This window comes from Archangium lansingense (assembly GCF_026626635.1).
Classification (GTDB): Bacteria; Myxococcota; Myxococcia; order Myxococcales; family Myxococcaceae; genus Archangium; species Archangium lansingense.
Window position 1 is genome coordinate 1,189,433 of record NZ_JAPNKA010000001.1, and the last position, 19,209, is coordinate 1,208,641.

The window sequence follows — 19,209 nt, forward strand, 5'->3', positions numbered from 1 at the left end:
ACACACGCCTCCCGCCGTTGAGGGTTGCAGCCCTCGTGCCGCCCTTGGGTCGCGCGACCACCGGGGCCAGCGGACCGCCGGCGCCGAAGCGCGGTTCGGCAATCCCATCCTCCTGGCTCCGCGCCCGAAGTGCGCTTCGCCATCGCGGGGGCACCGTGCACGAGCATGGACGGGCATTGTCCTTGCTGCCTCCAGGGTGCCTACACCGCAGGAGGACACGTGGCTCACACAGACCCGCGGCCGGAGTGGAAGTTCGATGAGCTGGACCCGGAGCTTGCGCTCGAGGGTGAAGCGGAGGTCGAGGCCCTGACCCGGGAGGAGCCTTTCCGCGAGACCGAGGAGATGGAGTTGGCAGCGGAGCTGCTCACCCTCTCGAGCGAGGCGGAGCTCGATGAGTTCCTGGGCGGGCTGTTCGAGAAGGCCAGGGGAGGCGTCCGGAAGGTCGCGGAGAAGACCGACCGCCCCTTGGGTGGAGTGCTCAAGGCCATAGCGAAGAAGGCGCTGCCGTTCCTGGGAAGTGCCTTGGGCACGTTTATTCCCGTGCCATTCCTGGGCACAGCGATCGGCTCCGCGCTGGGGTCGGCCGTGAGCAAGGCGCTGGAGATGGAGCTCGAAGGACGGAGCGATGAGGTGCGTGAGTTCGAGCTGTCGAAGCGCTTCGTGCGGCTTGCTGGTCTGGCGGCCCGGCAGGTGGCGCAGACGTCCCCGGACATCCCTCCGCTGGACGCGGTGAGGAGCGCCATGACGGCCGCGGCGCAGCAGCTACAGGAAGTATCGGGAGGCCGAAGTCAGCTTCGCCCTTCTTCTCCTCCAGCGTCGTCCTTCCGAAGCACGCTTCGCCCAGGCCAGGTGGGTCCCCGACGGAGAATGCGCGGGAGTCCGCTGGCACATCCACTGCAGGAAAACTCTCTCGAACCTGGTGGCGAACGCCCCCGATTTCCAAGGAGCAGGCTCATGCACGATGTGGATCGTACGTATGCTGAACTGGAACCCGAGGCATTCGAATTCAGCGCTGGGAGAAGGATGGAGGGAGAGGTGCTCAACGAGGCCGATCTGCATGAGATGGCCGCCGAGCTCCTCTCGGTCTCCAACGAGCAGGAGCTGGATCTGTTCCTGGGCGGCCTCCTCGGGAAGCTCGGGTCCGTCGTGGGCAAGGTCGTCAAGTCTTCCCTCGGCAAGCCGCTGGGTGGGTTGTTGAAGGGAGTGGCCAAGAAGGCGCTCCCGCAGGCCGGCGCCGCCATCAGCAACATCCCCGCGCCCGGCCACGGGGGCCCGAACGGGAGCGAGGGTGTCGCGGCAGCCGGAGAGATTTTCGGCCTGGAGTTGGAGGGGCTGAGCCAGGAGGATGCCGAGTTCGAGGCCTCCAAGCAGTTCGTCCGCCTCGCGGCCGATGCCACGAAGACGGCGCTCGCCGCGCCGGAGGGCACCAACCCCGCTGCGGTGGCAAAGAAGTCCGTGGTCCAGGCGATCCAGAAGCATGCCCCCGGATTGCTCCGGGACGGTGGAGGACCCGCCGGAAGAAACCTGAGCGGACGCTGGGTCCGCGAGGGCCACAAGATCATTCTCTACGGGGTCTGAGCCCAATGGCTGCCGCCGCGTTCGCCTCCTGGATGCTGTCCCAGGAAGCCCGTGCCCTGCTCACCCGGCTCGGGCTCATCAAGCCCTTCGTGCTGCAGGAGACAATGGTCCCGGCCGCGGCGCTCTCGACCGCCGCTCAGACGGCCATCGAGAGCTACCTCCTCGAGGGCCGGCGCGTGCTGCGACGACAGATTCTGCAGTTCCTCGAGTGGCTGGACACACCGGAGGGCCGCCAGGCGTCGCCCGCCGAGGCTCAGAAGCGCTTTGTCCTGCTACGGCTGCGCTTCAACGTCGTGCTCTCGCAGTTCGACCTGTTCAACGAGGCGATGAGCCAGCGGAGCGAGGCCGAGACCGGGGTGTGGCTCGCGGGGCTCGACGTGGCGGCGCAGGACGCCCTCGCGCTGCCGGGCTACTTCGAGCCGCCACCGGTGGTCTGCTACCTGGCGCGGGGGCCGGGCGCGGCCATCCGTCGCGCGCGCACCCGGCTCCCGGGGGGCGGAGACAACCCGGTGGCCATCATCCGCATCCCCCGGGAGCGGATGATCGGCAGCGGGATCGCCTCCTCGCTCATCCACGAGGTCGGGCACCAGGGCGCGGCGCTGCTCGAGCTGCTCCCCTCGTTGCGCGAGGCCGTGCAGGCGGAGCCAAGGTCCGTCGGCAGCGAGGACACCGCCTGGCGCCTCTGGGAGCGATGGCTGTCGGAAATCATCGCCGACCTCTGGTCCGTGGCCAGGGTCGGGGTGACGTCCACGCTGGGCCTGCTCGCGGTGGTCAGCCTGCCCCGCGCGTTCGTCTTCCGCCCCAACTTCGATGATCCCCACCCGAGCCCCTGGGTGCGGGTGAAGCTGAGCTGCGCCCTGGGAGATGCGCTCTACCCGCATCCGCAGTGGGGCCGGCTGTCCCGGCTGTGGGAGCAGTTCTATCCCACCGAGGGCCTGGGCGCGGAGCGCAGGGCGCACCTGGCGGCGATGGAGCAGAGCATGCCTCGCTTCGTCGAGCTGCTGCTGTCGCACCGGCCCGAGAGGTTGCGCGGCAGGTCCCTGGCGCAAGCGCTGCTGATGAAGGAGGAGCGCCAGCCGGCGCGGCTGGGCGCGCTCTACCGGGAGTGGCGGGCCGCTCCCGCGCTGATGCGTGGAGCGTCTCCCTCGCTGGTCTTCGCGGTGCTCGGCCAGGCCAGGGCCAACGGGACGATCACCCCCGAGGAGGAGGGCAAGGCACTGGCCGAATTGCTCAGGTACTGGGCGCTGCGCAGCACGCTGGACACCTCGGCGGAATGCGCCGCGCACGTGCGGCAGGCGGGGCGGGAGGCGGCCCTCCGGCTCTCCCCACCCTTTCAGCAGGCTTTCAATGACTAACAAACAGGAGAACGGACATGTCTGGCGCCGACATCACGGCTTCCCATCTATCCATCACGGAGGGTGACGAAGTCGTCCTCATCGCCTCTCCCAATCCCAACTCGGAGATCCGGAAAAGGCAGTGCGATGCCCAGCTCAAGGAGCGCGTCTATACGTTCCACGTGGATGGCGGCATCATCGACCCCAGAAAACCCCTGGTGAGCATGGCCACCCATGCCTCCGCGCGCTGGACGGCCCGGGGGGTGGGCGCCGGTAGACACAAGGTCAGCGTCGTCATCCGGGAGACCTATGTCCGACCGACGACGGGCCAGGAGGAGACGTTCGACCTGGATGGCGAAGTGGAGCTCACCGTCCAGGCGCGCCCGGGCGCGACGACCGTCGCGAAGAGCGCGGAGGCCCCCGTGGAAGTGCCCGTGGAAGTGCCTGAGGTACCACCGGTTGACGAGATACCCGAGGAAGAAGAGCCTGAGACACCACCGGTTGGCGGACCGGCTGGCGGACAACGACCCGCAGGCCGGGCCGTCCGCGAGTCCCTGGTAACGCTCCAGCGTACCTCGCGGCGATCCACCGAGGATGAAATCCTCTGGATGGTGATACGGCGAAGCACCCAGGATCTCTCTTTCGAGAACTACGAGCGTTTCCTGGACAGGATCCTCTGCGGAGAAGGAACAGGGGCTCTCCTGCCCCCCGTACCGTGCCAGCGGGGAGGTACGTCCCCCATCCGAAGAATGTCTTCCATCCGCCTGCCCTTTCCCGGAGTGGATGCCTACCGGTTGCTGAAGGCCGCCACCGAGACGTTCCTGATGTGCTTTGGCGGTGTGCAGATCGACTTCTCGACCCTGGACATCCAGGAGGAGGAGCGGCGTCTCGAGCATCCCATCGTGCCCCCTGGGGTGCCCGACCCGGCGGACACCTCGAGAGTGTTCGAGCGCCTCTTCAAGAAGTACCTGGTCCAGGTGAACGGCGCCCAGGCGCTCCCCTACCTGGCCCTCGTTCGGGAGCGGCTCAAGGATGTACCACTGAGCCGTCCACCCAGTGCGAAGGACATGGACGAGACCATCGACTGCATCGGCATCCTCCGGGAGAAGCTCACCAATCCCCTCCTGGTCGAGCTCATCTGGTCCTACTGGCATGAGGAGGGGATGCTGGCGCAGGCGCTGAATGTCATCAGCCTCCGGTTCCAGAACCGTCGGCGGGGCCGAGAGCGGGATCCGCTCGCCCAGCTCGAGCTGGATCCCCTGCGACCGCTCAACAGCCTGCTGTGGGGCTACATCCAGGATGAGCAGCACCGGCTCAGCGTCGTACGGCGTGCCTATGAGTACGACCACCACTACGGCTTCTCGCTGCACGGCAAGGCCGTGGGTGAGCTCCATTCCGCGGACCGCCGGTCGAAGTTCCTCGAGTCCTTCCACAACCTCCTGCACGAGGCCATCCGCTTCTTCCGGCAGGACGACGACACGACGGTGATCGCCGACGGGTTTCCGCTGCTGAACGCCATCAAGGAAACCCACTACATGCTCGCCCAGGGCGCACACAACCAGTACAGCGACATGCCCTCCACGGCCCGTCAGGAGATGCTCATGCAGCAGTGGTTGCTCAGCCGGCCCGAGATGAGGGAGTTCCTCGGCACGCGGGTGATGGTCCCCTATCCCGAGCCCTGGATGGATCGCGTCGACTCCCTGAAGACGCTCCTGGGCTGGACCGACGTCAGCATGGTCCATTTCCACGATCTCGCCGTCTTCGGCGAGCGGCTCCTCCTGTCCATCCGCTTCGGAGGGTGGAGCGTGGTCAACGACCCGAGCCAGGCCGCCAACTGGGCGCGCTACTGGCGACCGGAGGTCCAGGGCTATGTCCATGGCTACCGGGCCGTGACGGGCGTGGACCTGTCGGTGGAGCTCACCGATCGGCAGCGAACGGCTGAGCGCTACCTTCCACCCTCGGTCCATCTCCAGAACCGGTTGGAGGCACAGCGGCGGCGCTGAGCCGGAGGCTCCGGTGCGGCGAATTCGCGGGGAGAGGGTACGATGAGCAATGTCTTCGATTGGGAGTTCTGGGAGCAGGGGGCAGGGGAGCTGATGACCGCGGGGAGCTGGCGTCGTCCCCCGGCAGCACCCACCGGGAGGCGAGGAGTGCCCCGGGGAACGAGACCGCGCCGGCCTTCCGACCCTGGGCTCTTGCTCTCGTCGTCCCCGCGACGACCACGCCCGCGGCGGCCGTGGCTTCTCTACCCCTACCGGTATCCTGCCGTTATCGGGGCCTCCCGCGTGGAGCTCCCGGTCGAGGTCGAGCCTCCTCCAGAGGAGCGGGTGGAACCTCCGGAGGAAGGACCCCCCGAGGGCCCGGCCGCCGCGCCCGCTGCCGTTGCGCAACAGGAGTGGGAGGGGCGGAGGGCGAGATGGCAAAGGCTCGGACGGCGTTGAGCGGGCCGGCATGATCATCGACTGTCATTGCCATGCGGGGCACGGTGACGGCCTCACGGGTCCCTGGGATACCGTGGCACCGCTCGGGAAGTATCAGCGGCGTGCGGCACGTGCGGGAATCCAGCGGACGGTGCTCTTCGCCACCTTTCATTCCGACTACGCGGTGGCCAACCGGGAGGTGGCACGGCTCGTCACCCGCCGCCCCCAGCGCTACCTGGGCTTCGCCTTCGTCCATCCAGAGCGAGATCGGGGGCGGATCCACGTGATGGTGGAGGAGATGGTCCGGGGCTTCGCCTTCTGCGGCATCAAGGTGCACCGCCACGACGCGCGTATCACCCGCGAGGTGTGTGAGGTGGCCCGCGCCCTTTCCCTGCCGGTGCTCTATGACCTGATGGGGGAGGTGTCGGCGGTCGAGCCGCTGGCCACGGAGTACCCGGAAGTCCCGTTCATCATCCCGCATCTCGGAAGCTTCGCCGACGACTGGCAAGCCCAGCTGACCTTCATTGATTTCCTCGCCCGCCACCCGAACGTCTATACCGACACTTCCGGGGTGCGCCGCTTCGACCTCCTCGAACAGGCGGTGCGGCGGGCCGGCGCGCACAAGGTCCTGTTCGGCTCGGATGGGCCCTGGCTCCACCCGGGGCTCGAGCTGGCAAAGGTCCGGGCCCTGGGGCTACCGCCGGGGGACGAGCGGTTGATACTCGGCGGGAATCTGGTGCGCCTCATCGGGCCGGCACTGCGGGCTTATTGGCGGGCGCGGGGCGGCTGTCCCTCTGTGCCCGGCGCAGCTGCAGCGCCCTGTCGGTGACGCCCAGCCTTCTGGCCGCGCGCTGGAGGTTGCCCGCCTCGTCGGCGATGACCATCTGGATGGCCACCTCGGTGGCCGCACGGCCGATGTCCTTGAGCCCCGCGCCCAGCACGAGCGCGCGCCGGATGGCCTGCTCGAACCCATGCCCCTGCCATCCGTCGGGGATGGCCTCCCGTGGCAGCTCATCCGGGGGGATGTCTCCCACGGTAATGGGCCCGGGCCCCACGTGGCGCTTGCTGATGCGGGTGACGAGCTGTCTCAGGTCGCGCACGTTGCCGGGGTATTGCCGTGTGAGGAGATACCCGCGCACAGGCGCGTCGAGCTCGGGCGGCTCCTGGCCGGGGCGCAGCTCCTTCAGGAAGTGGTGCACGAGCGGCAGGACGTCCTCGGGGCGCTCGCGTAGCGGGGGCAAACGGCAGCTCCAGCTCGCAATCCGGTGGAAGAAGTCGCGCCGGAAGCCGCCACGCAAGACCTCCGTGGTGAGGTCGCGATTGGTCGCGCAGATGAGACGGAACTCCGTCTGATGCCAGACATTGCTGCCCACGCGTTTGTAGGAGTGCTCCTGCACCGCTCGAAGGAGCTGGGCCTGGAGTCCCAGGGGCAGCTCTCCCACCTCGTCGAGGAACAACGTCCCCCCGTCAGCGAGCGCGAAGGCCCCGTCGCGTGCGGCCACCGCCCCGGTGAAGGCCCCGCGCTCGTGACCGAAGAACTCGCTGCCCGACAACTCGGGGACGACCGTGGTGCAGTCGAGAACCACCAGCTCTCGCCTGCCGGCGCGAGGGTCTAGAGCGTGGATGAGGCGTGCCGCCTCCTCTTTGCCGGTGCCGCTCTCACCCAGGAGGAGCACGGACGAATCGGTGAAGGCCGCCACCTCGACGAGCTGACGCAGGGTGGAGAGCCAGGTTCTGCTGGTCCCGACGAGACGGCTCTGGACCAGCGGCGCGCGGATGAGCTGCTCCACCTGCAACCAGCGTGTGAGGCGGGCGGCGATCTCCGCGACCGGAGCCTTGGAATGGCACCACGCGAGGACATCCGAGGCCCCGGCCTGAAGGAGGTGCCATGCGGCATCACCCGCCAGCGCGTCACGGGTCGTCACGACCGCAAGGACCCGAGCCGAGCCGCTGTGGCTGAGCTCACGCAGCGCTTCCAGGACATCCGGATTCACGGAGTCGAGCAATAGCACTCCGGGGCCCGAGAGGGCTCCCTCCGCGCATGTCCTGGCCTCGATGCCTTCGCATCGGAGCGCCTCGGTCAGCGTGGCGGGTATTGCAGAGCACTGCAGGTTCAGGGGGCAGACCCATGCGTCTCTCATTCGGCCGCGAAAGGTAGGCAAGCCATGCCTCGCGGTCACCCTGCCACTTGGGGCATCCCTCGTGACTCCGAGTAGGCATTGCCTCCTGCGTGCCTCTGACTTCAAGCTCCTCTCCGATGAGCTACGAGCTGGTGAGCGATATCTCGTGCACAGGCATTGACGTACGGTCGCAGAGTCGGCGTGCAGGCTGAAGCCCTCCAGGAAACCGATCGCGTGAGGGCGCACACTGCCTGTCACATCCGCCACACAGTTCCTCTTTCTATATTGAAGTAGAAAGATTGACGCAAAAGCTGCACGGGTATCTCACCGATGCCAGCGCGTGAAGAGGTCAGACGCGTGAACGGGTACCGCAAGACTTGCCGCATTCAGGAGGTCCCATGAGCATTACCATCACAGCCACCGCAAGCGGTAGCCTCACCCCGCCTACGGGCAATTTCCCCGACTCTGTTGAAAACGGCGATTTCGTCATCACCGGCACCGGCCCCGGAGCAATCGTCATTGGCGAAGGCACCGAGGAAGAGACCCGCTGGACATTCGACTTCAACGCCGACCCGGCCTTTCAATTCTTCACCCAAGCCCAAGGACTCACATCCGCTGTCCTCACCCTCACACTCACGCCCAGGGACCCGCTCGTCACCACCGACATGGTTGTATTGGATGCCCCAGGCTTCAATCCCATCTCCGGACCGATTGTGACCCTGCCGGTCAACGTGACCAGCACCATCCAAATCGACCTCCTCGCCCAACCCACCTACACCCCAGGCGCGATCCTCGCCGCCCTCGCCGCCGGCAGCGGCAGGGTGCCCATGCGCTATGCTGACGACTCCCTCGTCTCCGGCGCCAGACTGGAGCTTACGCAAGACACCCCGGCTTACCAATACGCCGTCAAGTTCGTTTGCGGCAAATCCGAAGGCAGAATCCTATCGCCTGGGGCGTACTTCACCGCCATCAACGTCCACAACCCGACGTACAAGACCATCCGCCTCCGCAAGAAGTTCGCCGTGGGCTTGCCCTCGGAGAAGTCCGGCCCGGTCACGAACTTCTTCAACGCGAAGCTCGGTCCGGACCGCGCTCTCGAAATCGATACCGAGGACATTCTCCGCCACATCGGCACCGACGAACCGTTCGTCAAGGGCTTCGCCATTATCGAAAGCGACGTCGAGCTCGACATCGTCGCTGTCTACACCGCATCAGGACGCGACGGCCAGGTCGTTTCCTTCCACACCGAACGCGTCCACCCGCGCAAGTCAGCCTGTTGTTGCCGAGAGCAGCCACCCGTGGGACAGCCGGACCTGATCCCGGTGCCGTTACCCAACGGCGGTTTCTGCAACCGTACGGACGAGGGCTTGATCGTCACTGTGAAGAATCAGGGGACAGGCGCCGCCGGTGCATCGGTCACTCGCGTCACCTTCGCCACCGGGGCATCCGTCGACATTCCGACCCCGCCCCTCGGCCCGGGAGCTCAAGTCGTTCTGCCGCCTGCACCCTTTCCACCGAACTGCTTCCAAGGCAATTGTGCCTTCCGCATCACCGTGGACGCAACCGGCGTAGTCGCTGAATCAAACGAAGGAAACAACACCGTCAGCGGCGTCTGTCGCGGATAACCAGCCGGCATGGGCGTGGCGGCGCATGGCGGAACTTACTTCCCTAGCGAAGTGAGACAACCCCATGCGCCGTCGGCTGGAAGGCTTCTCCCTGCATGCCAATACGCACCTTCACGAAAACGACAGGCAGGGACTGGAGCGGCCAGGCCGCTACGGAGCACGCGGTGCGCTGGCACTGGAGCGTTTGTCACAAGCGGAGGATGGCCGCATCGCCTACCGCATGAAGCGCCCGCTGCCGGACGGCACGACGCATCTGCTCTTCACCGGGCTGGAGCTGCTCCGCCGGCTGGCCAGCCTGGTGCCTCCTCCGAGGGCAAACCTGACGAGGTTCCACGGCGTCTTTGCCCCAGGCGCGAAAGTGCGTCCATTTCTGCTCCCTCAAGCAGGGGCGGAGCCGGGGCAGGAGGAGGAGAGCCCCGCCTTTGGCGCGACGGTGGAGGAGCCGAGGAAGGAGAGCACACCCCGTTTGGGCTGGGCCGGGCTGCTGCGCAGGACGGAAAGCCCTGGATGTGTTCGCGTGCTTGAGGTGTGGAGGCAGGCGGAGGGTGTTGGCGTACGAGAAGGGAGCAGGAGGGGTGAGAGCGATTGTGGAGCACCTGGGGTTGCCCACGGCGAGTGCGCACCTGGCCCCTGCGCGAGGGCCGCCCCAGAGCGCGTGGTGTTGAAGCTCAAGCCGCCACAGCCAGCCAAGAGAGCCAGGCACCTGCCGCGCCCCTCGTGGGAAAGCGGCTGGGCTGGGCAGGCGTGTGTCTGCTGGAGATGAAAGGCTTGTGCGCCGGCTCGGCGTGCGGCTCATGGGCTCCCCGTCAGCGTCCCTCACCTCCCGCTCTGCTCCCGCCCGCTACGCCCAAGAGGGCTCCTGTCCTTCCTATGCTCGAGCCCTGCATATCGGTGGGCGCCCCGGGAGGAACTGGGCATCGCAGCCCCGGGGGCTCGAGTTCTTTGACACCCGTGAACAACGACTCTTTGCTCTGGCCTTCGAAACGAGGACGCTCGTGCCCCAGAAAGCCAAGTTCGGAACCAAGGCGCTTCAAGCAGCCAAGAAGGCGGTGACGCTCGAATTCACGGCCGATGACCGTCCCGGTACCGGCCCAGGTGTACCCGGCAACGTTCCACCGCTCTCGAATCACCACATCCTGAGCCAGCGGTACATGCAGCTGATCTTCCGCATCAAGGAGTTCAAGGGCGAGGCTGACTACTTCCGGCGCTTCACCAATATCAATGCCATGACGTGGAAGAACACGGCGACCAACAAGCTCGCCGAGTGGGTCTGGACGCCCTACAACCTGTTCCAAGGCCCCACGGGTCAGTATCGAACCGACGATCCAAAGAGCGGAATCGAGCAGACCAAGCCGCATGGGTTGGATGGTGCCCGGTGGGTGGCGCTGAAGATGCTCGCCTATACGCTCTTCAAGCACGTCAAGGAGGACAAGCTGCTGAAGATCCTCGCCGGCGAGAAGGTGAAGTTCGAAGTGACGGATGAACTCCACGCCGAGCTCAACCGTTGGCTGCAGGCATTCCACGACGCCATCACGGAGGCGCATGGCAACTACGCGGCCTACGGCTTCGCCGGGGCCGACTGGGCGCAAGCGAATGGCCGCTACCGGGTGCATGCCTGCAACTGCAAGGGCTGCAATGCCACGACCCACACGCTCGCGAAGTACCAGAAGTGACAAGGGGGGCCCGCGCCTTCCCAGCCTTCGTCCTCCACCACCCACGGAAGGTGTCAGACGACTCGTGGGCGCAGCGGCGCGGGCGTGGCCGGGGCCGCGGGAGCCTCGCGCCGGTACAGGACCCACAGCCCCGCGAGCGTGAGGAGGAGGAGCACCGCCGGCTCCTCCCATGCGCCCACCCAGCCCTCGCCCTCCACCACCAGGAGCCCGCCCATGTACCAGCGGCCGGTGCACAGGAGCACGCCCGCGTTCTGCCCCGTGTGCAGGCCCGCGGCGAACCAGATGTCGCGGGTGAGGAGGTAGGCCACGGAGAATTCCGCGCCGGCCAGGGTGCGGTGGAGGAAGGCCTCCATGCGGAAGGGCTCGACGGCCAGGTGGAGCAGTGAGAAGACGAGGGCGGGCAGCAGCACTCGCGCCCACAGCGGAGAGCGGCGCACGAGCCCCAGCGGCACCGCGCGGCTGCAGGCCTCCTCGTTGAGGCTGTTGAGCGTGAGGCTCGTGAAGGCCACGAGCACCACGAGCACGAGCGCACCGGGAGAGAAGTGCCGGGTGAGGGTGTCCGTCACCCGCATCGTCCCGGTGGCGAGCCCCAGCCACAGGCTCCAGGAGGTGAGCGCGAAGCCCAGCAGCAGGCCCAGCAGGTGCTGCCACAGCGCGCCACGCGAGGGAGCGAGGCCCAGGGCGGGTGCGTCTGCCCCCTGGGACCAGCGGTAGAGGCCGCGCGAGACGAGCACCATCAAGCCATACGCAGAAGTTTGGCAGCATTACCCTACTGTCCACGTAATCGGGGCAAGCCCACCCGCTCCCTCAAGCAGGGGCGGAGCCGGGGCAGGAGGAGGAGAGCCCCGCCTTTGGCGCGACGGTGGAGGAGCCGAGGAAGGAGAGCACACCCCGTTTGGGCTGGGCCGGGCTGCTGCGCAGGACGGAAAGCCCTGGATGTGTTCGCGTGCTTGAGGTGTGGAGGCAGGCGGAGGGTGTTGGCGTACGAGAAGGGAGCAGGAGGGGTGAGAGCGATTGTGGAGCACCTGGGGTTGCCCACGGCGAGTGCGCACCTGGCCCCTGCGCGAGGGCCGCCCCAGAGCGCGTGGTGTTGAAGCTCAAGCCGCCACAGCCAGCCAAGAGAGCCAGGCACCTGCCGCGTCCCGCCTGGGAAGGCGGCTGGGCTGGGCAGGCGTGTGTCTGCTGGAGATGAAAGGCTTCTGCGCCGGCTCGGCGTGCGGCTCATGGGCTACCCGTCAGCGTCCCTCACCTCCCGCTCTGCTCCCGCCCGCTACGCCCATGAGGGCTCCTGTCCTTCCTATGCTCCAGGCCTTCGCCTATAACAACCTCGGTGAGGTGTACGCCTGGAGGGCGCAGCTCCAGCTCCGGCAAGGTGAGGATCCGAACCCGAGCGGCCGCGCGGCGGTAGAGGCCTACCAGCAGGCCATCGACCGGGTTCCTCGCAACGCCCAGTTCTGGACCAACATGGCCAAGGTCCACCAATCGCTGGCCACCTGGGAGTTCGAGCAGGGGAGGGATCCCGGGCCGGAGCTGGCGCGCTCCTCGGAGGCCGTGCGCCAGGCGCTCTCGAGCTCAACCCGCGCATGGCCAATGCCCTGCGGTACCAGGCCGAGGCGCTCGCGCTTCGCGCACGCTGGCTGGCCCGGGAGAGGCGGGCCCGGGGCGAGGACTTCGAGGCGGCGGCGAGCGCCTTCCAGCGGGCCACGGAGGCGGATCCCGAGTGGCAGGAGTTTCGCCTCTTCGCGGCGCTGCTGGATCGAGACTGGGGGAGCTGGTTGGCGCGCTCGGGGGTCGATCCAACCCCTGCGTTGCGGCAGGGGCTCAAGCTGTTGGAGGAAGCGCTGGCGGCCCGGCCCCAGTGGGCGCACGCGAGAGCCGCACACGCCGGCCTGCTCCTGATGCTGGCGGAGACGCCGGCCAGCCCCCAGCAGCAGCGGGACTGGCGGCGCGAGGCCCGGGAGGAACTGACCCAGGCGCTCGCCAGCAACCCCCCACCTCGGCAGGGAGTGGGGCAGGTTCCTGAATCCGCGGTCGCTCGCGGCGGGCACCCCCTAACCGCCCGCGCCGCGCGGACTCACTTCTTGTTAGCGGTGGGATCGTCCGGCGAGGGCGGATCCGTGCTCACCTCGACATCCCCCGAGACGGTGCCGGGAGGCTCGTGGGAGACGCCCTGAACAATGGGGAGTTGGGGGATGACCTTGAACGAGTAGTGCCCCTTCTTCGCGAACGTCTTGACGATCAGATCCCGCTTGCGGTCGTTGACGGACAGGTCGATGGAGGCCACGTCGAAGGGGGACTGCTCCCCGAAGTGGATCGTGACGGGAGGGACTGCTGCTCTTGCAGGAAGAACGTCACCGTGTCCCCCTGCCTCATCTGCGGAGGAGAGGGCGCGAACGCGACGTCGGTGGCTCGGATCATGACGCGAATGTAGTTCATACGGGTTACCTCGATTCTTGAGAGGGGACAGCTTGGTTGCTGCCATGTGAATGGCGGCGCTGCTCCTTTCGAGCACTTGGAGAGATATCGGCTCGAAGTGCATTCGGTATACCGGCCTCTCGGGTATGCGAGGCCCACGGCTTCAGATGGCGCCCAGGCTGTCTCATCAAGAGGCCCGCGCTGCGCTGGGCTCCGCTGACGTGTCAGTGACACGCCGATGACGTGTCAGTGCCCGGCAGCCGCCTCGCTTCACAGCGCGGCCCTCGCGGGGCTCGCTCTGAGGCCGCTCTATCGCTGGTGCTGGCACCAGGCGTGCACTTCCGCCTGGGCGCAGCACGTGAGGGCCACTCGCTCTCACCTCCAACACCTGAAAACACAGGAGCAGAAATCGTGAGCAAGCTACTCTCCATTGGTTCTCCCAGCCTTGTCGCTGACCTCGTCGGCCAGAATGAGAAGCTGAGCATCTCCCATGCCTCGCTGGCTGACGGCGCCAGCCTGTCCGGGGTGGATCTGCTCTACCTCAATGGCTTCGAGCTCTCCGGGCAGGATCTCGTGAAGGCCGGGCTGATCGCTCAGGCCTTCGAGAAGGGCATCCCCGTCCTCTACGAGATGTCTGATCCGGACGCGATGGCTCAGGTCTCGGCCTTCACCTGCAACGCGCGGCTCGTGCTTCTGCAGCCGCTCAAGAGCCGGCGCGCCTCCTATATCAGCATCCTGGATCCTCACGGCATGCAGCAGGTCGGGTTCACCCAGGAGGAGACCCGCCTCTTCATGCACGCGAAGAGCCCCAAGGGCGGCGCTGCCAGCCGCAAGGCCTTCACGCCCGCGTACGCGGACTACGAGTCGAGCGCGCCGGTCTACCGGGTGGCCAGCAATCCCGGGGCGCTGGCCCGGCTCGTGCGGACGCACCTCGACAAGTTCTCCGAGGTGGATCAGTTCGTGGGGACGACGTCCTTCTTCGCTCCGGGCAGCAACAACCTCCCGGCGTACGCCAAGAACGAGGGCTACGTCGATCTGGGGCCGCACTCCTGGAGCCCGGATTCGAAGAACGCGCCCGGCTGCCAGGGGCAGATCAACGTCAACTTCATGTTTGGGCTCTATTCCGTCACCAGTCCGAACTACAAGTACCTCGACATCCAGACGGTGGGCACCGGGTGCAGCATCACCGGTTCACCGCAGCCCAATGGCTGGGACTCCGGGTACTACCAGGAGCAGATCGAGGTCAGCTACGGCCCCAGCTCCAGCACCCTGCCCTCGGGCTCCGCCATCGACATGACTGCGCCGCTGAACGCGGTCAACTCGTCGTCGGTGGCCGCTACGACGGGCTTCTCGCTGGGAGTCTCGTTCGAGGGGAGCAGCTCCGGCCCCAAGGCCTCGGTCTCCGCCACCTACAACTCGTCGCAGACGACGACCATCAACATCACGGACTGGGCGGTGATCAACCAGAGCCCGGCCACGCAGGGAAACTGGAAGTTCAACATGAACACCGCCGATGACGGGACGCCGTACACGGTGGGAAGCCCCGGGTCCCTGGTCTGGACCGGGTTCCTCCAGTTCGGCGTCCGGGGCACCCCGAGCCTCTCCCGGAACAACAACATGCCCACCAACGAGACGGTGTGGCGCTTCCCCAACAACTGCACGGACACGCTGCCGTTCTCGTTCAACATCACGCAGCACATCGCGCGCTGCCAGATCACCTGGTCGAACGGCTTCACCTACACGACCAACACGCCCACGAACGCCCTCTGGTGCGGCATCCAGGCGAGCTTCAACCTGGGCACGGTCAAGCCCACGCCTTGAGTCCCCGAGCCCCAGACCCGGGGCATTCGTAGACAGTGACACGGGGGCGAGCGCTGCCGTCCGGCCTTGACTCGCCCCTGTGTTGGCCCGCCGGGCGGCCTGCTGACATGTCAGCGGCCCGGGCTGACACGCGGGTTCCGCGCTGGGCATGTCACCCAGCCCAGAAGACGCTTTCCAGATCGCCCACGATGCCTACATCTATGGTCTCCCCATGGTGGAGAACTACCGGGTCATGTACTCGAACGCCGTGAAGGCGGGCCTCGGGTACAACCGGCTCACGGGCACGGCGGCGCTCTATACCCCCGCCAACCACGAGGTCCCCACGCCCAACAACGACACGGCCTACTCCAAGACGTGGGTGGATCTCCGGGCCGAGCCCATGGTGCTCACCGTCCCCCCCATCCCCGAGCGCCGCTACTACAGCTTCCAGATCATTGACTACTTCACCAATGTCATCGGCTACGTCGGCACGCGGGCCACGGGGCCTCGCGCCGGCTCGTACCTGTTCGTGGGCCCGGGGTGGACGGGCTCGAAGCGAGCATAAGAAGGACAGGAGCACTATTGGGCGTAGCGGGCGGGAGCAGAGCGGGAGGTGAGGGACGCTGACGGGTAGCCCATGAGCCGCACTCCGGGCCGGCGCAGAAGCCATTCATCTCCAGCAGACACACGCCTGCCCAGCCCAGCCGCCTTCCCAGGCGGGACGCGGCAGGGGCCTGGCTCTCTTGGCTGGCTGTGGCGGCTTGAGCTTCAACACCACGCGCTCTGGGGCGGCCCTCGCGCAGGGGCCAGGTGCTCACTCGCCGTGGGCAACCCCAGGTGCTCCACAATCGCTCTCACCCCTCCTGCTCCCTTCACGACAGCATCGACACACTGCCACGGGTCCGCCCCCCTTAATTGAGCGCGTGACCGTCACGCTACCGATCCACCCCCTCAAAGGCATGGAACTGCCAGTCGCTCGGTTCATCCGTAGCCAGGATGGTCGGCGCTACGTAGACGTGGAGCATCCTCCCGGGCAGTACATGAGACTGCCGCTCGAGTGGACGGACCGTTCCCCACCCCTCGTTCCGCCGAGCGTCGGTGGCCGAGAGGTCCGACTCTCGGTCCCTGCGCTGCTGAAGCTTGCCCAGGCCGTGCAGGCGGCGCTCGAGCAGAGACGTGGCTCGCCAGCCGAGCCCACTCCTGCGGCCAGGCATACGTTGAGACCTGCACGGAGCCCTTCGCTCAGAAGAAAGCGACGAGCAGAGAAACGATGAGCAATGAAGTTCGAGAGAATCCAGCGCTACGAGTCAGGTGACTACGGGCAGGCTCAAATAAGTATGGAGGAAGGTGGGGCATTATGAATAGGCCGTCACGTACGCCAGCACCCGCAGCCTTCCTCCACACCTCACGCAGACGAACACGTCCACCAGCAGTGTGGCCAGATTGTCCCTCACCGCCTCGTACAGCACCGTCCCTTCCGGATGCCTCCGCCGGTATGCCCACCCGCGCTCCTCCACCTGCCCCTCCCCAGCCGCACCTCGCCAGGGCACACGCTACCGTCAGCCTCCCACGGGCCTCCGTGGAGCAGGCACCTGCCGCGCCCCTCGTGGGAAAGCGGCTGGGCTGGGCAGGCGTGTGTCTGCTGGAGATGAAAGGCTTGTGCGCCGGCTCGGCGTGCGGCTCATGGGCTCCCCGTCAGCGTCCCACGGTGCGATCCATGCGCGCTCCTTGTCACCCAGGTCCACGGCCAGTTCGGCGCGGGTGGCGAGAACCCGGGCACGCTCCTCGTCGGTGGAGGGGTCCTTCCGGGCCAGCGCCACATCGAGCACCTTGGCCGCCGCGTCGAGGTCTCCCTTGTAGTCGCGCAGGTGGACGGCCGCATCGAGCGCCCTCATGGTTTGGGAACGCATTCCAGGACTGTATTCTCAGGACGTATGAATACACCAAGGGGCGCGGTTGCGCAGGTGGAGCGTCTTCACAGGCCGAGTACGAAACTCACGGGACACTCCACGCGCATCATTACCGCGGACTGGTCCGCGGATTCGTCCCGACTTGTCTCGGCTGCACAGGGAGATGACACCGTTCACATGTGGGACGTCGAAACCGCGCAGGCCGTGTCGAGAATCAAGATCGCGAAGGGCGTCAACCTCGCGCGGCTGTTCCCGACCGGGGACCGGCTTGCCGCGACGTTCGACGACATGACCGTTCGTGTGTACGAGCTCGCCTCCGGTGAGAAGAGCGCGAGCGCGCATCAGACCGGCCGCACCGTGGCGCTGGCCGTGTCTCCGGACGCGGCTCGGGTGTACTGGGCGGGCTTCTTCGGCGATGCCGTTCTCTGGTCGTGGATCCCCGGCGAGAATCCGAAGCCGCTCCTGAAGGAGGTTTTCACTTTCGAGAAGCGATGCGGCTTGTCGCTTTCCCGGGACGGGGCGGAGCTGTGGTGCTTCTTCGAGTGGGACCTTGTGGGGTTCGACACGCAGACAGGCGCGGAGCTCGCACGGTTCCGCGGAAGCCGAAGCGAGGACCTTGGGGACGGCTTCGTGCTGTCATCCGAGCGATGCGCTGTTGCCGTCGTCTCGGTTCTCAATCGCGATGACGAGCCGGTCCGGCCTCGCCTCCGCAAGTGGAACCTTGAGTCCGGCAGGACGCTCTGGAACTCTGGAATCATGAGGATCAGTCCTGACGGGTCGCTGCTGACGATGGCCCGGAGCGAGCGCTGGCTCGCGAGCGCCAGCAAGGATGGCGTGACATTTCATTCGATGCGCAGTGGGCGAGCGTTCGGGGTGCTGCCATTCGAGGTGCCAGGGGCAGGCATTTCCTGCCTGAGCCTGTCTCCGAACGACCGTTTCCTCGCGGTGGGGACTTCGAATGGTGACCTGATTGTATATGACCTTGGCGATTCAATTCACGAATCGCGCGTGGCGGTGCCGCGCATCGCCGCGTGCTCTCGCAACGGGAGCCCGCTCCTGTTGAGATTGCGGAACCGGACGGGACAGTGGCTGAAGGTGCACGAGAACGGCGACCTCGAGCGGGCCGAAGGCGACGCCCTTTCCGATACGGTGGTCACACCATTCATCGTGTCCGACCCCGGCCCTCGCCTCACCGAGCATCCGGCCCGCCTGCACATGGAGCTCTGCAGGCGCCTCCAACAGTACGATCTCACGAAGCCTCCGCCGTGGGGCCAATCCCATCCGGTGCAGGTCTTCATCGGAGGCGAACTGGTCGTCGAGGGCTATGTCGGCGTTGAGAGCGACATGGAAGCGCATACGGACATCTTTGGCCTCGACTTCGGCCTCAACGCCGAGAACCCCAGTGTCGGGGAGAGGCTCGACGGCAATCTCAGCGCCCGGCGGATCCTCGACGGCATTGTCGGGCTGCTCGCGTTGCTGCCGACCGACTGACGCTTCGAATCGCGATCCACAGGAACCGCGTTTTCGAAGAGGCACGATTTCGACGAGTGTCTGAAAAGGCCGCAAAACCGCCATGCCAGCAAGTGGCCGGAATTTGGACCCAGCGCTTCAGAGCAACTGAGCCGGCAAAGCGGATTTCGTGACGCCCGAACGGATGTCGGCTTTCGAGCGATTGCGGATATCCGGGCTAAGCCACGGACGGCTTCGAACGCCCGGTTCTTGCTGTCGTGGTCGTTCGGGCGCATGCTGAAAAGGCGGAAACGCGAGCGCCAGAAAGCGAGGGAAAGCCGATGGCGACATCACTCTACGACCTCAGCGTGCCCACCTTCCTGCAGACCGTGAGGGCCGTCGCAGGCTTTCTCGACCGTGCGGCCAAGCACTGCGCTGAGACGGGTGTTGATCCCGACGACTTCGTGAACGCGCGCCTTTTCGACGACATGGCGCCCTTCCACTTTCAGGTCGAAGCCACATGGCACCATTCCGTGTGGGGGGTGGAAGCCCTTAAGACCGGTGTGTTCGCCCCGCCGGCCTTAGTCGGACCGGTCCCTTTCGCCGACCTGCAGGCGATGATCGGCAAAGCGGAAGTGGCGCTGGAGGCGTTCACGCCCGACGAGGTCGACCAATGCGCGGGCAAGGACCTGGACCTTCAGATCGGGCCGCGGAGGCTCGCCTTCACGTCGGAGACGTTCATTCTCTCGTTTTCCCTGCCGAACTTCCATTTCCACGCCGTCACTGCCTACGACATCCTCCGCTCGCGCGGTGTACCGCTCGGCAAGCGTGATTACGAAGGCCGGCTGCGCACTAGAGCAGCCTAAGCCGGAAATTCGTTGTGGA

At 66.5% G+C, this 19,209-nt stretch carries 17 protein-coding genes and 1 pseudogene; 14 read left to right on the plus strand and 4 right to left on the minus strand.

Features of this window, described 5'->3' with window-relative positions; genetic code table 11:
• The first annotated feature begins 219 nt into the window (after positions 1-219).
• From OV287_RS04870 to OV287_RS04885, 4 genes are all read left to right on the plus strand, one after another.
• On the plus strand, positions 220-1,578 hold the full coding sequence (locus OV287_RS04870; protein ID WP_267532800.1) for a hypothetical protein: 1,359 nt from the start codon (positions 220-222) through the stop codon (positions 1,576-1,578).
• Between the two features lie 5 nt (positions 1,579-1,583).
• Positions 1,584-2,933, plus strand: coding sequence for a hypothetical protein (locus tag OV287_RS04875; RefSeq protein ID WP_267532801.1), 1,350 nt, complete (start codon positions 1,584-1,586; stop codon positions 2,931-2,933).
• A gap of 17 nt (positions 2,934-2,950) precedes the next feature.
• A complete protein-coding gene (locus OV287_RS04880; protein WP_267532802.1) occupies positions 2,951-4,915 on the plus strand; it encodes a hypothetical protein in 1,965 nt (654 codons plus the stop codon).
• Between the two features lie 448 nt (positions 4,916-5,363).
• Positions 5,364-6,161, plus strand: a complete 798-nt coding sequence (locus tag OV287_RS04885) for an amidohydrolase family protein (RefSeq protein ID WP_267532803.1) — start codon at positions 5,364-5,366, stop codon at positions 6,159-6,161.
• Here the strand turns inward: OV287_RS04885 and OV287_RS04890 are convergent.
• On the minus strand, positions 6,076-7,344 hold the full coding sequence (locus OV287_RS04890; protein ID WP_267542292.1) for a sigma 54-interacting transcriptional regulator: 1,269 nt from the start codon (positions 7,342-7,344) through the stop codon (positions 6,076-6,078). The genes OV287_RS04885 and OV287_RS04890 overlap by 86 nt on opposite strands.
• 506 nt (positions 7,345-7,850) lie before the next feature.
• Here OV287_RS04890 and OV287_RS04895 point away from each other — a divergent pair.
• The 3 genes from OV287_RS04895 to OV287_RS04905 all read left to right on the plus strand — a co-directional run bounded on the left by OV287_RS04895 (position 7,851) and on the right by OV287_RS04905 (position 10,750).
• On the plus strand, positions 7,851-9,077 hold the full coding sequence (locus OV287_RS04895; protein ID WP_267532804.1) for a CARDB domain-containing protein: 1,227 nt from the start codon (positions 7,851-7,853) through the stop codon (positions 9,075-9,077).
• 64 nt (positions 9,078-9,141) lie between these two features.
• The gene (locus OV287_RS04900; protein WP_267532805.1) at positions 9,142-9,840 is read left to right on the plus strand and encodes a transposase; all 699 of its coding nucleotides are present in this window, start codon (positions 9,142-9,144) and stop codon (positions 9,838-9,840) included.
• A gap of 232 nt (positions 9,841-10,072) precedes the next feature.
• The gene (locus OV287_RS04905; protein ID WP_267532806.1) at positions 10,073-10,750 is read left to right on the plus strand and encodes a hypothetical protein; all 678 of its coding nucleotides are present in this window, start codon (positions 10,073-10,075) and stop codon (positions 10,748-10,750) included.
• Between the two features lie 53 nt (positions 10,751-10,803).
• On the opposite strand, the gene OV287_RS04910 is transcribed toward OV287_RS04905, so the two are convergent.
• On the minus strand, positions 10,804-11,487 hold the full coding sequence (locus tag OV287_RS04910; protein ID WP_267532807.1) for a CPBP family intramembrane glutamic endopeptidase: 684 nt from the start codon (positions 11,485-11,487) through the stop codon (positions 10,804-10,806).
• A gap of 846 nt (positions 11,488-12,333) precedes the next feature.
• Here OV287_RS04910 and OV287_RS04915 point away from each other — a divergent pair.
• The 4 genes from OV287_RS04915 to OV287_RS56790 all read left to right on the plus strand — a co-directional run bounded on the left by OV287_RS04915 (position 12,334) and on the right by OV287_RS56790 (position 16,239).
• The gene (locus OV287_RS04915; RefSeq protein ID WP_267532808.1) at positions 12,334-12,924 is read left to right on the plus strand and encodes a hypothetical protein; all 591 of its coding nucleotides are present in this window, start codon (positions 12,334-12,336) and stop codon (positions 12,922-12,924) included.
• Positions 12,925-13,576: 652 nt separating this feature from the next.
• Positions 13,577-14,986, plus strand: a complete 1,410-nt coding sequence (locus tag OV287_RS04920; protein ID WP_267532809.1) for a hypothetical protein — start codon at positions 13,577-13,579, stop codon at positions 14,984-14,986.
• A gap of 148 nt (positions 14,987-15,134) precedes the next feature.
• Positions 15,135-15,530: a DUF1254 domain-containing protein gene (locus tag OV287_RS04925; RefSeq protein ID WP_267532810.1), complete on the plus strand. Its 396-nt coding sequence runs from the start codon at positions 15,135-15,137 to the stop codon at positions 15,528-15,530.
• Between the two features lie 358 nt (positions 15,531-15,888).
• Positions 15,889-16,239, plus strand: a complete 351-nt coding sequence (locus OV287_RS56790) for a DUF5372 family protein (protein ID WP_506344821.1) — start codon at positions 15,889-15,891, stop codon at positions 16,237-16,239.
• A gap of 81 nt (positions 16,240-16,320) precedes the next feature.
• Here the strand turns inward: OV287_RS56790 and OV287_RS04930 are convergent, their stop codons facing one another.
• Both OV287_RS04930 and OV287_RS04935 read right to left on the minus strand, forming a co-directional pair.
• Entirely contained in the window at positions 16,321-16,515 is a 195-nt protein-coding gene (locus OV287_RS04930) for a hypothetical protein (protein WP_267532811.1), read from the minus strand.
• 9 nt (positions 16,516-16,524) lie between these two features.
• Complete coding sequence (locus OV287_RS04935) at positions 16,525-16,875, minus strand: DUF8817 family protein (protein WP_267532812.1); 351 nt, start codon at positions 16,873-16,875, stop codon at positions 16,525-16,527.
• 24 nt (positions 16,876-16,899) lie between these two features.
• Between OV287_RS04935 and OV287_RS56350 the strand changes: the two are divergent.
• The 3 genes and pseudogenes from OV287_RS56350 to OV287_RS04945 form a co-directional block, all read left to right on the plus strand.
• Positions 16,900-17,049, plus strand: a pseudogene (locus tag OV287_RS56350) (hypothetical protein); the annotation flags it as partial.
• Positions 17,050-17,052: 3 nt separating this feature from the next.
• Positions 17,053-18,366, plus strand: coding sequence for a WD40 repeat domain-containing protein (locus OV287_RS04940; RefSeq protein ID WP_267532813.1), 1,314 nt, complete (start codon positions 17,053-17,055; stop codon positions 18,364-18,366).
• A gap of 299 nt (positions 18,367-18,665) precedes the next feature.
• Positions 18,666-19,190: a DUF1993 domain-containing protein gene (locus tag OV287_RS04945; protein WP_267532814.1), complete on the plus strand. Its 525-nt coding sequence runs from the start codon at positions 18,666-18,668 to the stop codon at positions 19,188-19,190.
• Positions 19,191-19,209 lie beyond the last annotated feature (19 nt).